Source organism: Marinobacter sp. ES-1, from assembly GCF_000475255.1.
Classification (GTDB): Bacteria; Pseudomonadota; Gammaproteobacteria; order Pseudomonadales; family Oleiphilaceae; genus Marinobacter; species Marinobacter vinifirmus.
In genome coordinates this window covers 1-14,423 of sequence record NZ_AXBV01000115.1, presented here as the reverse complement: position 1 = coordinate 14,423, position 14,423 = coordinate 1, and the positions used below count along the sequence as shown (strand labels likewise).

Below are 14,423 nucleotides of genomic sequence, written 5' to 3'. Positions count from 1 at the left end.
AACCTTCAGCGGTTTACGCAGATTTGCACACGGCCATCACGCTGGAGTCGGTTTTGTACGCTGAACGGTCACGATGGGTCAACCGATTCCGTATTTTGTGCTGTCGCTTTTCGCAGTGATTCCCCCTTCAGATTGAGTCGGTGAGCGCCGTGCAGGAGCCGATCCAGGATGGCGTCGGCGAGCGTGGCGGAGCCGATGTAGTCGTGCCAGTGTTCGGTTGGTAACTGGCTCGCGATGAGCGTTGAGCCTCGCCCGTGCCGGTCTTCGATTACTTCCATCAGGTCTTGCCGTTGTTGTGCCGTCACCTTCTGCATGCCCCAGTCGTCCAGGATCAGCAGGTCGGTCTTCAGCAACTGGTTCATCAGCCGTGCGTAGCTGCCATCGCCGTGGGCGATGCGCACCTGCTCGAACAGGCGCGGCACGCGCAAGTAGCGAACCGAGAGCCCTTGCCGGCAGGCCTGGTTGCCCAGGGCGCAGGCCAGCCAGGTCTTGCCGCAACCGGTCGGGCCGGTGATGCACAGGTTCAGGGATTGGCGGATCCAGTCACAGCTGGCCAGGCCCGCCATGCGGGAGCGCTCCAGCCCCCGTGGATGGCGGTAATCGACGTCTTCCACGCAGGCCGCGACCCGCAACCGGGCAGCCTTCAGCAGCCGATCCAGACGGCGATTTTCACGATGTAGCACCTCCCGGTCGATCAGCAAGGCCAGGCGTTCCTCGAACGCCAGGTCGTGGGTGTCGGGCTGTGCCCGCTGCTGTTCCAGGGCACCGCACATGCCGGTCAGTTTGAGTTGGCGCAGGGTGTCGAGGGTGTTTTGAGTCAACATCAGTTTCTCCGGGATCAGTGGTAGTAGCGGGGGCCGCGAACGTTGGTGTGTACTGGCAGCTCAGTCAGTTCCGACTCCTCCTCGGCCAGGGGTAACGGGAGCTGATCCAGCCCCTGCTTCAGGATCGAGCTGATGCTCTGATAGCTGGCCGAGTTGATGGCCAGTGCTCGGCTACAGGCCTGCTCCAACCGGTCACGGCTGTAACGTCGACTCAGGTTCAATAGCCCCAGGCATGATCGGTAACCATGCTCCGGATGCGGGCGATCCTTAAGCTGTCGCTGTACCACGTCGAGCGTGGCGGGACCGATGTCAGTGGCCCAGTTCAGGAACCGCCCGGGCGACCAGTTCTGATGGGCCTGATGGGACTTGGGCATGTGCTCGGTCAGGGTGACGAAGCGGCCCTTGCCATGCCGAGGGTGCAGGGCCACCCGCTGGCCTTTGTGCATGACCTCAACGGACGTATCGGTAACCCGAACATCTAGCTTCACCCCCACCAGGGCGTGAGGCACGCTGTACAGGCGTTTGTCGATCTCGATGTGGTAGTCGATGCCGGGTCGCGCCTTGCGCCACTCGGCATAGACGTAAGGTGTTGCAGGCAGAGGCCTCAGTGCTGGACGATCCAGTGCCTCGAACAGGCTCTGGCGGCTCTCGGAGCGTCCCTGGAGCGGGCGCTGATTCAGTGCCGGTAGCAGGTCTGCAATCGCCGAGTTCAGTTCGGCCAGTGAGAAGAACGTTCGGTGACGCAACCGGGCCAGGATCCAGCGTTCAACCAGCAGCACAGCGGCTTCGGCCTTCGCCTTATCCTTGGGCTTGTAGGGGCGGGCCGGTAAGACCGCCGTCTGGTAATGGGTTGCCAGTTCCGCGTAGGTCTCGTTGAGCTGGGGCGTGTATCGGTCTGCCTTGGTGACTGCTGCCTTGAGATTGTCCGGAACCAGCAGTTCAGCTACCCCGCCGTAGAACGCCAGCATTCGCTGGTGGGAGGCAATCCAGTCCGGCAGGCTCTGGCTCCAGGTAGCCTCGGCGAAGGTATAGCTGGACGCGCCCAGCACGGCCACAAAGACCTGAGCCTTGCGCATCTCGCCAGTGCTGCGGTCCACCACCGGCACGGTGGGACCGCAGTAGTCGATAAAGATCTTCTCACCGGCCCGGTGGACCTGGCGCATGCTGCGCCGTTGCTGGCCGCGCCAGAGCCGGTAATGATGGCAGAATTGGCTGTACCGGCGGGCCTTGTCGCCATGACGTTCCACGTACTCGGCCCACAGCAGTTGCAGGGTCACGCCCTTGGTCTTCAGTTCCTGGTGGACCTGGAAGTAGTCGGGTTCAGCAAATCGAGATGGGGGTGTCTTGGCCGGGAACAGCAGGGCTTCTAACCGTACTTCATCCGTGCCTTCCGGCAAAGGCCAGGTGATGCCCTGCGCGGTGGCCAAGCTGACGTACTTGCCGACCACGCCCTTGGAGAGCCCGCAGGCACGGGCAATGCGCTCATGGCTCAGGCCCGCTTCGTACTTGAGGCGCAAGACCTCGATGATCTGTCGCATGGAAATCCTCGCTGCCGGCATCCGCCCTTCCTCGTGATGAAAAAGAAACGGGTATGCCGGATAAAGTTGAAGAATTCCAGCGTGTTGGCAGTGATTCCGGAGGAACGTGACCGGTGATTCCGGCATCGTGACCGGCGATTCCGGAAAAACGCCCGAAATCGGTCACGATAAAACGGAATGAGCGGTCACGATCAACCGGAACAGGCGGTCACGTTCAAACGGAATGGGCGGTCACGATGGGCCGGAATATGCAATTGGGCGAGTGCGGCTATGTGGCTCGCTTCGTTCGGGTGGTAAAGTCATACTATCTGCAGCCTACTGCCCCGGAGTTGGCCTGCTTGTGATTGCGGAGAGTGTGCCATGAAGACCAAACGCCCAACCGAAAAAGAACTCCTGGACGGCCTAGATGCCCACACCGCCCATGCTGACGAGCTGGCCGAGCCGCTCCCTCAGGAGCTTACACCTCTGGAACGCCTAAAGGGGACAGTCAAAGGCTACGAGCGACCAACCGATCCGGTTTGGGACGAGTGGTTCGACTCTGAAGGCGTCAGTGACGACTTTGTGGAAGATCGAGAGCAGCCCAAGGATGGACGAACATAATGGCCCTCGATGACGAAAAAACTAGAGGGCATGTGGCTCTCAAAGGCTTTTTTGGTATCTGTCGCGAATGGGACTGCACCCAGAAAGAGATGATGCAGTTGCTCGGCGGTGTGTCCCGGAGCACGCTGGCCAAGTATGAGACGTTGCCACATGTAACGCTCTCGCAGGATACCTTGGAGCGCATCAGCTACATCCTGGGCATCTACAAATCCTTGAGAGTCATGTACCCAACGGCCGAGCGCGCCAATCACCGGATTCGCCTGGTAACCAGTGAAGTTCCTTTCGCTGGAACGTCTGCCCTGGACTTTATGGCGCTAGGCTCCATGAAGCACCTCATGGAAACTCGACGCTACTTTGATGCAAAGCGGGCGGGTTAACCAGCCCCCGTCGACCAAGATTTTGGGCGGTCAGTTTGGCCACCTTTTTTGTTTGAGTGGTAGGAAATACGGAGCCAGTTCGGATGGAATCAATCAACGCCGCCAGTTTGCTGGCCTCCAACCCCATGCGGGAAAAGTAGTTGTCCGGCAGTGCGCCTTTCAGCGACGGGTTCAGTTTTTCAATGGAAAACAGGGCTGAATCAATTTTTACCGCTATGTCGTCCTGCTTGGCCTGTTTCTGCAGGGTATTCCAGCGGGCATGCTCGGGCAGGTAGAACACGTTTTTCATGGTGTAGAATTCCACCATGTCTACATAGGCCTCTTGCCCCTCCTTAACCAGCGCCTGTTTTCGGGCCTCAAATTTATCGCTAACGAATTTGAGGAAGATCAGGCTGAGCACCACGTGCTTGTATTCCGACGATTCCACCGTACCGCGCAACTTGTCAGCGGTGTCCCAGAGGGTTTGTTCGAAGGTGCGGGTGTTCTTTTTTACAGGGGAAGACGCCTTGCTCATGAACTGCCTTTAGTTACGGGTGCGGTGGGAACAAATCCAATAGTGACTGGCATGATAGCGCCTACACAAAGTTTGTGCCTAACCCTGAGCCACTATAATTCAGGGATTCAACTCTCCACCGAATACGACAAAATGCGGGACAGCTGGCTGTATGGCAACTCGGTTTCCTGGTGCCAACCGGTAAACGCAGCCTGCGCCTGCTGCAGCCCTTTCTTGCTCGTTGGTGAAGCATCCAGAAGATTGGCGTTGCGCAGGCCGGCAACAACATCGTGAGACAAAATAAAGCCATCCCAGCCAACAATGCGCAGAAAATACTGAGCACTGTTACCGCCCAAGCGGGAGCCATTGCGCTTTAGCCACAACAACAAGCCAACTTGATCTTCTGACGACCATTGCTGCAGAAAGCCCCAAAGCTGCCGTATTCCCGCGCAGCATCCACAATCATGCGGGCATTTTCCGGCACGGTACGTATTTTCTGCATGTTGCGCACAATCCGTTCATCCTGCGCCAACTCTTCCAAAACGTCTGGTGGCACCTGTTGCCAGTAGGCAGGCACAAAGCCATGAAAAGCCGCTTCAAAACCCGGCCATTTGTTGTCTATAACGCGCCACACAAAACCAGCCTTGAATACGCAGCGGGTGATTTCCGAGAGGTAACGATCATCCGATCGCGCCTCCAGGGCCGTGGCTGGCGGCAGTTTTGGCAGCAGGGCGTTCAGCTCTTCGATGCCGCCTTTACGGGCGATGGCACGCTCATGAATCTCTGAAAAACGCATAATGTCTCGCCTTTGAAGTATTGACGGGTACCCGAAAATTAATGTCACAGTTGTATTAATAGTGACCTAACTCATTTCATTTTTTTGTTTCTCGTCTATCTTGGAGATGAACGATCCGGAAATCGTGCTCACTCCTGGCTGGATGAGAGCAAAAAGTTCACAGCCGGGATCGAGACCCTTCATTGGCTCTATATAGCTGTCGATGTGCACAAAGGAGAAGCGCTGTGAATGATAATGATAACCTCACCGAAACCCCTTCTGATAAATCTTTGGAAAACTCACCCAACGACCCTGAGCAGGATTTGGCAACGCGGTTCCCCACCGCCTATACCATTCTGTTTCTGCTGATTATATTTGTTGCAGCCCTGACCTGGATTATACCTGCCGGCCAATACGACCGGGCAATGAACGAGGAAGTCGGGCGTGAAGTGGCCGTGCCTGGCACCTACCAGACGGTCGACCCCAACCCTCAGGGCTTTATGGAAGTAATGCTGGCGCCAACGGCCGGGTTTTATGATCCGGACAGTTATGTCGCAAACGCCATTGATGTTGCCTTGTTCGTACTTTTCCTGGGCGGCTTCCTCGGCGTGATGAACGCTACGGGGGCCATAGATACCGGGATACGCAGCGCCATGCGACATCTCAAGGGTCGTGAGGTCTGGATGATCCCGATCCTGATGAGTTTATTTGCCATCGGCGGCACCACCTATGGCATGGCTGAAGAGACCCTGGCGTTTTATGCCATTCTGATTCCAGTGATGATGGCCGCCGGATACGACGTTGTAACCGGCGTTGCCATTATCCTGATCGGGGCCGGCATTGGCGTTCTGGGCTCTACCATTAACCCGTTTGCCACGGTTATCGCCGCCAATGCAGCGCAAATTCCGTTTACAGACGGTATTGTCGTGCGCTTAATTCTGCTTATTGGCGGCCTGTTGATTTGCGCCGGCTACGTTATGCGTTATGCCGTTCGCGTAAAGTCAGACCCTTCTCACTCGGTGGTTTCCAGGCAATGGGATGCACACCGTCGACTTTTCCTGGGCAAGCATGCCGACGAAGTTCAGGCTTCCACTCTGACCAGAACACAGATTGTCGCGTTGCTGATCTTTGCCGCCACCTTCGTAGTGATGATCTGGGGCGTATCGTCCCAGGACTGGTGGATGGCGCGCATGGGGGCATTGTTCTTTGGCTCTGCGCTTGTTATCGGCATCATTGCCCGCCTGGGCGAGAAAGAGCTGACCGGCAGCTTTGTGGATGGTGCCCGTGATCTCCTGGGTGTGGCCCTGGTAGTAGGGCTTGCGCGAGGCATCGTGGTGATCATGGATCAGGGCATGATTGCAGACACCATTTTGCACAGCGCCGAAACCTCCCTGGGCGGTTTACCCGAACTGGCCTTTATTAACCTGATGTTCTGGATCGAGGTGGGCATGAGCTTCTTTGTACCATCGTCATCCGGCCTGGCGGTTCTCTCGATGCCGATTCTGGCACCTCTTGCAGATTTTGCTCATGTAGGCCGGGATCTGGTGGTCACCGCGTACCAGTCAGCCAACGGACTCGTAAACCTGATCAACCCGACGTTTGCAGTCGTCGTTGGAGGTTTGGCAATTGGCCGTGTGTCCTACGACCGCTGGATCGCGTTTATCTGGCCTTTGCTCCTGATTCTCACCATTTTCATTTCAGTGGTTATCAGCATAGCTGCACTCATCTAAAAGAGGATTGAACCATGTCTGATCACAAGCTTGGAGTACATTCGGAAACCGGAAAGCTGCGGCAGGTGGTTGTATGCCGCCCTGGCCTGGCCCACCGGAGGCTAACTCCATCCAACTGTGACGCCCTGTTGTTTGACGACGTTTTCTGGGTCAAACAGGCCCAGAAAGATCACGATGTGTTTGCCAGCGTGATGCGCGAGCGAGGCGTTGAAGTACTGGATGTTAACGAATTATTGGCAGAGACCCTGGATATTCCGGAAGCCCGTAAATGGATCCTGGACCACCGGATTACGTGGAACGACATTGGTGTAGGGATGATTTCCGACCTGCGCGCCTGGATGGACGAGTTGCCGGGAGCCGAGCTTTCAAAATATCTGATTGGCGGCCTTGAAGTGGGCGATTTGCCCTTTGATCCAACCGGGCTTTTTGGCAACCACTTGGGGCACTACGGATTTGTGCTGCCACCGCTGCCTAACTACCTGTTCACACGGGACAACAGCTCCTGGATCTACGATGGCGTTACCCTCAACCCCATGTACTGGTCTGCTCGGCAACCCGAAACACTGTTGATGGCCGGCGTGTACCGCTACCACCCGAAATTTGCCGGGAAGGTGGACGTGCTCTGGGGTGATCCAACACAAAACCATGGCCTTGCAACACTTGAAGGCGGTGATGTGATGCCCGTAGGTAATGGCACCGTGCTTGTGGGCATGGGTGAGCGCTCATCACCACAAGCCGTCGGGCAGCTGGCCAATGCTCTGTTCAGGAAGGGTACTGCAGAGCGGGTCATTGCCTGTCAGATCCCGAAATCCCGCGCGGCCATGCACCTTGATACCATCTTTACCTTCTGCGGTGGCAACGTCGTTACAGCCTTCAAAGAAGTCGCAGAGGAGTTGATCTGCTACGACCTGCGCCCGGGTGAGGGCGGTAAACACCTGTCTTTCCGCCAGGACCCCAGGCCCTTGTTCGACGTAGTCGCAGACGTGCTTGGCTATAAGTCCCTGGAGGTTGTTCCAACCGGAGGCGATAACCCGGCCGAACGTGAGCGGGAGCAGTGGAACGATGGTAACAACGTACTGGCCCTGAGTCCGGGTGTGGTTATTGGCTACGACCGCAACGACGACACCAACGCAGCTCTTGAGGCAGCAGGCATCGAAGTGCTGGCTATTCCAGGTGCAGAGCTGGGCCGTGGCCGCGGCGGTGGGCGCTGCATGAGCTGCCCCACAATGCGCGATCCCGTTTGACCGGAGAGGGTTCAGACCATGGCTTTTAACCTGAAAAATCGTGACTTTCTGACCTTGCGGGATTTCTCCCCGCAAGAGATCAGTTTTCTTCTGAAACTGGCCAAAGACCTGAAAGCCGCCAAATATGCCGGCACCGAGGTTCCCCAGCTTGTTAACAAGGAACTCGCACTGATCTTCGAAAAAAACTCCACCCGGACACGGGTGGGGTTCGAGGTGGCCGCCTACGACCAGGGGGCCAGAGTGACCTACCTGGGACCTTCAGGCACCCATATTGGCCACAAGGAGTCGGTAAAAGATACTGCCCGGGTGCTGGGCCGTGTTTATGACGGCATTGAATACCGGGGCTTTGGTCAGAAAATTGTTGAGGAACTGGCAGAGTATGCAGGTGTACCGGTTTTTAACGGCCTGACGGATGAGTTCCACCCAACCCAGATTCTTGCAGACTTTTTAACCATGCAGGAGCACGTTGAAAAACCACTGCATGAAATGGCCTATGTTTTTATTGGCGACGCTGCCAATAACATGGGGGACAGCCTGCTGATTGGCGGTGCCAAAATGGGTATGGATGTGCGCCTGTGTGCACCCGAAGAATGCTGGCCTGAAGAGGCCATACAAGATGAAGCTCAGGCTATTGCCCGGGAAACCGGCGCCCGCATTACCATTACCGACGACATTGATACGGCCGTGGCCGGGGTCGATTTTGTGTACACAGATGTCTGGGTATCCATGGGTGAGCCGAAAGAGAAGTGGGGCCAGCGGATCAAGCTGTTAATGCCCTACCAGGTGAACGCCGGACTGATGGAAAAAACCGGCAATCCGCGCGCCCGCTTCATGCATTGCCTGCCTGCTTTTCACAATACAGAAACAGCCGTGGGTAAAGAAATAGAAGCGGAGTTCGGCATAAGTGCCATGGAGGTGACAGACGAGGTTTTCGAAAGCCCTGCATCCATCGTGTTTGATCAGGCAGAGAATCGTATGCACACCATCAAGGCGGTGTTGGTAGCCACCCTCGGGGCCTGACGCCGGCCCCGGCTGCTAAAAAGGATACACAGGATGTTGATTGTTGCAGCATTGGGCGGTAACGCCCTTTTAAAGCGCGGTGAGCCATTAACCGCCCAAACCCAGCGCACCAATGTGAAAATCGCTGCGAAATCACTGGCCAAACTGGTAGAGGCCGGGCATGAGTTGGTGATTACCCACGGCAACGGCCCCCAGGTGGGGTTGCTGGCATTGCAGGGCGCGGCATACAAGCCTGAGGAAGCCTACCCACTGGATGTGCTGGGGGCGGAAACCGGTGGCATGATCGGGTACATGATCGAACAGGAGATGGAAAACGCCCTCAACCACTCCCGCCCTGTGGCAACTTTGCTTACCCAGGTTGTGGTTGAGCGTGAGGACCCTGCCTTCAAAAATCCCACCAAATTTATCGGCCCGGTCTATGATAAGGCAGAAGCCGAATCCCGGGCAGCCGCTGCCGGCTGGCATATTGCGGCCGACGGCGATAAGTGGCGCAGAGTTGTGCCCTCGCCTGCACCCAAAGAAATACCCGATATGCGGGTGCTGAGGTTGCTTCTGGATCAGGGAGTGGTTGTTATCTGCACCGGAGGCGGTGGCATTCCGGTATTGCGTCGCAATGACGGTAGTATGACTGGTGTAGAAGCGGTGATTGACAAGGATGCGGCCAGTGCCTTACTGGCACGAGAGTTGCGGGCTGATGCACTGCTGCTGTTAACCGATGTGGACGCGGTGTATCGTGACTTTGGTACACCTGCTGCCGCACCCGTTCAAAAAGTAACCCCCGAACAAGGACGGAAGCTGGATGTTCCGGCCGGTTCAATGGGGCCAAAGGTGGCGGCGGCCTGCGATTTTGCTGACTTTGGCGGTATCAGCGGAATTGGCCGCCTGGAAGATGCTCTCGATATTCTCGATGGGCGCGCGGGTACGCTTATCACCAGGAACGCTACCCATAACACTTAAAGGTTCGGGCTCGTTATCCATGCTGGATCAGATCGTCGATGATGGACAGATCGTGGGAATACGCGGCGGTGTTATCGATGTGAAGTTCCCGGCAACCTCGCCCCGTATTCAGGACCTGGTTTACGCCGGCAGCCTTGCGCTGGAGGTAACTTCCCTCCTTGATGACGGGGTTGTGCGCTGTATGGCGCTGGCGCCTGTACGTGGGCTGGGGCTGGGAATGCCGGTTCGGGCCACCGGGGCACCCATTCAGGTTCCGGTGGGTGATACCGTCCTGGGTCGCATGCTCAACGTATTTGGCGAACCCATTGACGACAAACCGGCTCCTGCAGCCTCAGTGTACCGCGCCATCCATCAGCCTCCCCCAGCGCTGGAAGACCGCGTAATACACAGTGATATTCTGGAAACCGGCATCAAGGCCATCGATCTGCTGTCCCCCATTGAACGTGGTGGCAAAACCGGGCTTTTCGGGGGCGCCGGGGTGGGCAAAACCGTACTGATTACGGAACTGATCAACAACACAGTTCAGCACTACCAGGGCGTAAGCTTGTTCTGCGGCATAGGTGAACGCTCCCGGGAAGCCGAAGAGCTGTACCGCGAAATGGACGATGCCGGTGTGCGCGATAAAACCGTGATGCTGTTCGGGCAGATGAACGAAGCCCCGGGAGTGCGCTTTCTGGTGGGCAAAACCGCACTCACCATGGCGGAGTATTTCCGCGACGAGCAGAAGCAGGATGTACTACTGCTCATCGACAACATTTTCCGCTTTGTGCAGGCAGGCTCTGAAGTCTCCGGATTGATGGGTCGCATGCCTTCCCGGGTGGGTTACCAGCCCACACTGGCGACTGAACTCGCCACATTGCAGGAGCGCATCACATCCACCCGCAACGGTGCCATCACCTCCATTCAGGCAGTCTATGTGCCCGCCGATGACTTCACGGACCCGGCAGCAGCGCATATTTTCTCGCACCTTTCCGCCTCTGTGGTGCTGTCGCGCAAGCGCGCCAGTGAAGGTCTTTATCCGGCAGTGGACCCCCTTGGCTCCGCCTCCGTGATGCTGACGCCGGCCATTGTAGGCCAACGCCATTACGATATTGCCCGGGCGGTAAGGCGCACCCTGGCCGAATACGAAGATCTGCGGGATATTATTGCCATGCTGGGCATGGAAGAACTCTCCGCCGCAGACCGGGCCACAGTGGCACAGGCACGACGGCTTGAGCGCTTTCTCACCCAGCCGTTTTTCACCGTTGGTGCGTTAACCGGCGACAGCGGCAGGCGCGTGTCCATCAAGGACACGCTGGACGGTTGCGAAACCATCCTGAACCAGACCGAATTTCACGATAACGAAACCGACTACTACATGATCGGCTCCCTGCAGGATCTGGAGAAAAAACCATGAGCCTTGCCGAATCCATGCGGGTAACGCTGCGACTGCCCACCCGGACCCTGTTCGAAGGCAGCGTGAAAAAGCTGTTTGCGACCGCGCAAAACGGCGCTTTTGGCATGCTCCCGAACCACACGGATTTCGTGACAGCTTTAGTGCCCTCGGTGTTGATCCTCACCTCGGCCGAGGGTACCGAAACGTTTTTTGGCATCGATGAAGGTGTGCTGGTAAAGACGGGCCACCAGGTGGACATCGCCATACGCCGCGGTGTTCAGGGCAAAGACCTGGAAACTCTCAACGAAACCATACAGGCTGCATTTATCGAAGTGGATGAAGAAGAGCGGGTGGCACGCTCAGCCCTGTCCCGGCTGGAAGCGGGCATAGTGCGGCGTTTCGGCGACTTACGGAAACCCGCGGTATGAGCACGAAAAATGATCGCTCGGCAGACGACATCCGGCGCAGTGCCGAGCGCATGAAGCGCGCGCGCAATGAGCCAGGAGTCAGTCCCCTCCGCGGGCTGGGCGCCTTCGGCATCATCGGCTGGTCAATCGCGGTGCCTACTGTGGGTGGCGCCTTCCTGGGGTTATGGTTGAACAAGGTGGCACCCCAGAACTTTTCCTGGCCCATTGCGCTGATTCTTGGCGGTGTGGTTGTAGGAGGCATCATTGCCTGGAGCTGGATCGAAAAAGAAGGGCCGGATCAAAAGGGGGACAAACGGTGATAACAGTAAACTGGCAAGCGGTACTGCTGGGTTTTTCTTTTGGTTTACCCATCAGCGCCTTGTTCTTTATAGGGCTGGCCTGGGGCATGCGGCAGGCTTTGGCCTCTGAGCGGCCCGGGCTCTGGCTGATGGCCAGTTCATTCTGCCGGATTGCGGTGCTGCTTGGCATTGGTGCAGGGGGCACCGCTTACGCCGGCAGCAACTGGGCCATCGCCGGTTACGCACTGGCATTTTTCCTGACGCGACTGGTGGCTGTATTCCGGGCCAGAGCCGGCAAGGCACCCACAACCGCACCACAGGAGGGCGCGTAATGCAGCTTACCCCCGATGACATTATTGTTTTCACACTCGCCGGCTGGGAGGTCAACGCCACCATCGTTAACACCTGGATTGTAATGGCTCTGCTTGTGGGCATTTCCATGCTGATTACCCGCAACCTGCGCCCTGATGTGCCACCCAATCGCTGGCGCACATCACTGGAAGTGATTGTTAAGCTGATCCAGGGTCAGATCGAAGAAGTTACCCGCAACTCGGCACGCCACGTAATGTACTTTGCCGGCACCCTGTTCCTGTTCATTGCCCTATCAAACCTGATGCTGGTGATCCCCGGGTTTTCGCCACCAACGTCGTCGCTATCCACCACGGCAGCACTGGCCTTGTCTGTGTTGGTGGCAGTACCGATTTTCGGTATAGCCAGCGGCGGCGTCGGGCATTACCTGAAAACGTTTATTGAGCCTTCAGTCATCATGTTGCCGTTCAATATTATTGGTGAGTTTTCCCGGGGCATTTCCCTGGCCATCCGTCTTTACGGCAACGTGATGAGTGGCGCGGTTATTGCTGCCATTCTGCTGACCGTCGCGCCGTTTTTCTTCCCGGTGGTCATGGACATGCTGGGATTGTTAACCGGCATGATTCAGGCCTACATTTTCGCCATTCTTGCCACCGTTTACATTTCGTCTGCCACAGCAGACCCAGACCACCCAGTGCTCAAGAAAGAGGACAAATCATGACCGATCTTGCCATTATTGCGGCGATTTCCATATTTACCGCCGGCCTGACCATTGCCATTGGGGCCATTGGCCCTGCACTGGGCGAAGGGAGAGCAGCCGCAGCCGCGATTGCTGCCATAGCACAGCAACCGGACGCCGCTCCAACCCTGTCACGAACCCTGTTTGTGAGTCTGGCGATGATTGAATCCACCGCCATATACTGCTTTGTGGTGGCAATGATTCTGATTTTTGCCAACCCGTTCTGGGATGCCATGCAGGTTGCCGCAGGAGGTTAGAGCCGATCATGTCCATTGACTGGGTTACCGTTATCGCGCAGATCGCCAACTTTCTGGTACTGGTGTGGCTATTGAAGCGGTTTCTTTATCGCCCGATACTTGACGGAATTGATGCCCGTGAGGCTGAAATAGCCAGGCGCATGGCCGAAGCCGGAGAGGCCGAGAAGAAAGCCCAGGCTGCCGAAGCAGAGTTTCGCCAGCAGAAAAAGCAACTGCTTTCAGACCAGGATGCCATGGTCAAACAGGCGCTCAGGGAATCAGAAGACCAGCGCGACAACATTCTGGCCGATGCCCGCGCCAGGCTTGAGCAGGAGCAACAAGACTGGCACAAATACCTTGAGCGTGAACGCCGCAAGTTCACCGCAAAATTGCAGCGGGCCGGCGAAGAAACTCTGCTGGAGCTTACCCGCAAAGCCTTACGGGATCTTGCGGACGAATCCCTGGAAGAGGCTATCGTTCGCCACGTCAGCGCGCGCTTACGACCCATGACCAGCGAGCTGTCAGACGCTGCGGGCAACAGCAAGGAGGCAATAGCAACCACTCGTGATCCCTTGCCTGAACCAGCACAAGCTTTGCTGCGAGCCGATATCAAAGATCTGCTTCCCGGTATTAACCTGCGCTATGAAACCGACCCGCAACAGGCCCCGGGCCTGGTTCTTCGAGTTGGCGGCGCCCAGGTGGCCTGGACAGTGGACAGTTACACCGATGAATTTGACGCTTTATTAAGCGAACGCATGGCTGCCGGCGCGTCCGGGCGGTTACCGCCCGTCGAGACCTGAATACGGCAGGTACAAACAGGATAAGTGAGACGCTATGGCCGAAACTCATCGCAGTGCTTCAGAAAACCCTTCTGAACCACTCCCGCAATCACACACAGAATTGCACTCAGCCGAGCAGTTTGAGGCATGGCGCAACTCACTGCTGGCAGTGCCTGCACCAACCCCGGCAATAACCGAAGTTGGCAAGGTAACCGAAGTGGGCGACGGTGTGGCGGTGGTTACCGGCCTTGCCCGCGCCCTGGCAGATGAGCTGCTGGTGTTCGAGAGCGGTGTGCGCGGCATGGTACTGGATCTGGAACCTGGCAGGCTTGGCGTGATTCTGCTCGGCCCCTCGGAATCTATTTCTCTGGGCGAAGATGTTCGCCGCACCCGCAAAGTGGTGAGCGTGCCTGTGGGCCCGGCTTTACTCGGGCGCGTGGTGGATGCCATGGGCCGCCCGAGGGACGGCCTGGGGGACATAGCCGCGGTAGCAGACACGCCTATTGAAGCCGAAGCACCGGGTGTGCTCAGCCGCTCAGCCATTTTCCGGCCCCTGGCGACCGGCATCAAAGCCATTGACGCCGCCGTGCCCGTGGGGCTGGGCCAGCGGGAGCTGATTATTGGTGATCGCCAGACCGGAAAAACCTCCATCGCCATAGACACAATGCTCAATCAGGCACGATCAGACGTGACCTGTATCTATTGGTGCGCCAGGCATGGC

At 57.3% G+C, this 14,423-nt stretch carries 16 protein-coding genes and 2 pseudogenes; 14 read left to right on the top strand and 4 right to left on the bottom strand.

Features of this window, described 5'->3' with window-relative positions; genetic code table 11:
- Positions 1-68: 68 nt before the first annotated feature.
- Positions 69-824, bottom strand: a complete 756-nt coding sequence (istB, locus tag Q668_RS16505) for an IS21-like element helper ATPase IstB (protein ID WP_022990737.1) — start codon at positions 822-824, stop codon at positions 69-71.
- A 14-nt stretch (positions 825-838) separates the two neighbouring features.
- Positions 839-2,383: an IS21 family transposase gene (istA, locus tag Q668_RS16500; RefSeq protein WP_022990736.1), complete on the bottom strand. Its 1,545-nt coding sequence runs from the start codon at positions 2,381-2,383 to the stop codon at positions 839-841.
- Positions 2,384-2,722: 339 nt separating this feature from the next.
- Here istA and Q668_RS16495 point away from each other — a divergent pair, with 339 nt between their 5' ends.
- A complete protein-coding gene (locus Q668_RS16495) occupies positions 2,723-2,962 on the top strand; it encodes a hypothetical protein (RefSeq protein ID WP_022990735.1) in 240 nt (79 codons plus the stop codon).
- Positions 2,962-3,339 (top strand): antitoxin Xre-like helix-turn-helix domain-containing protein, encoded by a 378-nt coding sequence (locus Q668_RS16490; RefSeq protein WP_022990734.1) that lies wholly within the window; start codon positions 2,962-2,964, stop codon positions 3,337-3,339. The genes Q668_RS16495 and Q668_RS16490 overlap by 1 nt, the downstream gene beginning before the upstream one ends.
- Here Q668_RS16490 and Q668_RS16485 read toward each other — a convergent pair.
- Together Q668_RS16485 and Q668_RS17685 are read right to left on the bottom strand one after the other, a co-directional pair.
- Positions 3,296-3,853: a type I restriction-modification system subunit M N-terminal domain-containing protein gene (locus Q668_RS16485; protein WP_022990733.1), complete on the bottom strand. Its 558-nt coding sequence runs from the start codon at positions 3,851-3,853 to the stop codon at positions 3,296-3,298. The two genes, Q668_RS16490 and Q668_RS16485, sit on opposite strands and share 44 nt — an antisense overlap.
- 107 nt (positions 3,854-3,960) lie before the next feature.
- Positions 3,961-4,628: pseudogene (locus Q668_RS17685) on the bottom strand (DNA-3-methyladenine glycosylase I).
- A gap of 224 nt (positions 4,629-4,852) precedes the next feature.
- Here Q668_RS17685 and Q668_RS16475 point away from each other — a divergent pair.
- From Q668_RS16475 to Q668_RS16420, 12 genes and pseudogenes are all read left to right on the top strand, one after another.
- The gene (locus tag Q668_RS16475; RefSeq protein WP_022990730.1) at positions 4,853-6,337 is read left to right on the top strand and encodes a YfcC family protein; all 1,485 of its coding nucleotides are present in this window, start codon (positions 4,853-4,855) and stop codon (positions 6,335-6,337) included.
- 14 nt (positions 6,338-6,351) lie between these two features.
- Positions 6,352-7,581 (top strand): arginine deiminase, encoded by a 1,230-nt coding sequence (locus tag Q668_RS16470; protein ID WP_022990729.1) that lies wholly within the window; start codon positions 6,352-6,354, stop codon positions 7,579-7,581.
- An 18-nt stretch (positions 7,582-7,599) separates the two neighbouring features.
- The gene (locus tag Q668_RS16465; protein ID WP_022990728.1) at positions 7,600-8,601 is read left to right on the top strand and encodes an ornithine carbamoyltransferase; all 1,002 of its coding nucleotides are present in this window, start codon (positions 7,600-7,602) and stop codon (positions 8,599-8,601) included.
- 33 nt (positions 8,602-8,634) lie between these two features.
- The gene (gene arcC / locus Q668_RS16460) at positions 8,635-9,558 is read left to right on the top strand and encodes a carbamate kinase (RefSeq protein WP_022990727.1); all 924 of its coding nucleotides are present in this window, start codon (positions 8,635-8,637) and stop codon (positions 9,556-9,558) included.
- 19 nt (positions 9,559-9,577) lie between these two features.
- A complete protein-coding gene (gene atpD / locus Q668_RS16455; protein WP_022990726.1) occupies positions 9,578-10,954 on the top strand; it encodes a F0F1 ATP synthase subunit beta in 1,377 nt (458 codons plus the stop codon).
- A complete protein-coding gene (locus Q668_RS16450; protein WP_022990725.1) occupies positions 10,951-11,361 on the top strand; it encodes a F0F1 ATP synthase subunit epsilon in 411 nt (136 codons plus the stop codon). Before atpD ends, Q668_RS16450 begins: the two co-directional genes overlap by 4 nt.
- Positions 11,358-11,660, top strand: a complete 303-nt coding sequence (locus tag Q668_RS16445; RefSeq protein WP_022990724.1) for an AtpZ/AtpI family protein — start codon at positions 11,358-11,360, stop codon at positions 11,658-11,660. Before Q668_RS16450 ends, Q668_RS16445 begins: the two co-directional genes overlap by 4 nt.
- Positions 11,657-11,971 carry an ATP synthase subunit I gene (locus tag Q668_RS16440; RefSeq protein WP_022990723.1) on the top strand — a complete coding sequence of 105 codons (315 nt, stop codon included), beginning with the start codon at positions 11,657-11,659 and terminating at the stop codon, positions 11,969-11,971. The genes Q668_RS16445 and Q668_RS16440 overlap by 4 nt, the downstream gene beginning before the upstream one ends.
- Positions 11,971-12,669, top strand: coding sequence for a F0F1 ATP synthase subunit A (locus tag Q668_RS16435; protein WP_022990722.1), 699 nt, complete (start codon positions 11,971-11,973; stop codon positions 12,667-12,669). The genes Q668_RS16440 and Q668_RS16435 overlap by 1 nt, the downstream gene beginning before the upstream one ends.
- Positions 12,666-12,944 carry a F0F1 ATP synthase subunit C gene (locus Q668_RS16430; RefSeq protein ID WP_022990721.1) on the top strand — a complete coding sequence of 93 codons (279 nt, stop codon included), beginning with the start codon at positions 12,666-12,668 and terminating at the stop codon, positions 12,942-12,944. The genes Q668_RS16435 and Q668_RS16430 overlap by 4 nt, the downstream gene beginning before the upstream one ends.
- Before the next feature lie 8 nt (positions 12,945-12,952).
- Positions 12,953-13,723: an ATP synthase subunit B gene (locus Q668_RS16425; protein WP_022990720.1), complete on the top strand. Its 771-nt coding sequence runs from the start codon at positions 12,953-12,955 to the stop codon at positions 13,721-13,723.
- A 34-nt stretch (positions 13,724-13,757) separates the two neighbouring features.
- Positions 13,758-14,423: pseudogene (locus Q668_RS16420) on the top strand (F0F1 ATP synthase subunit alpha); the annotation flags it as partial.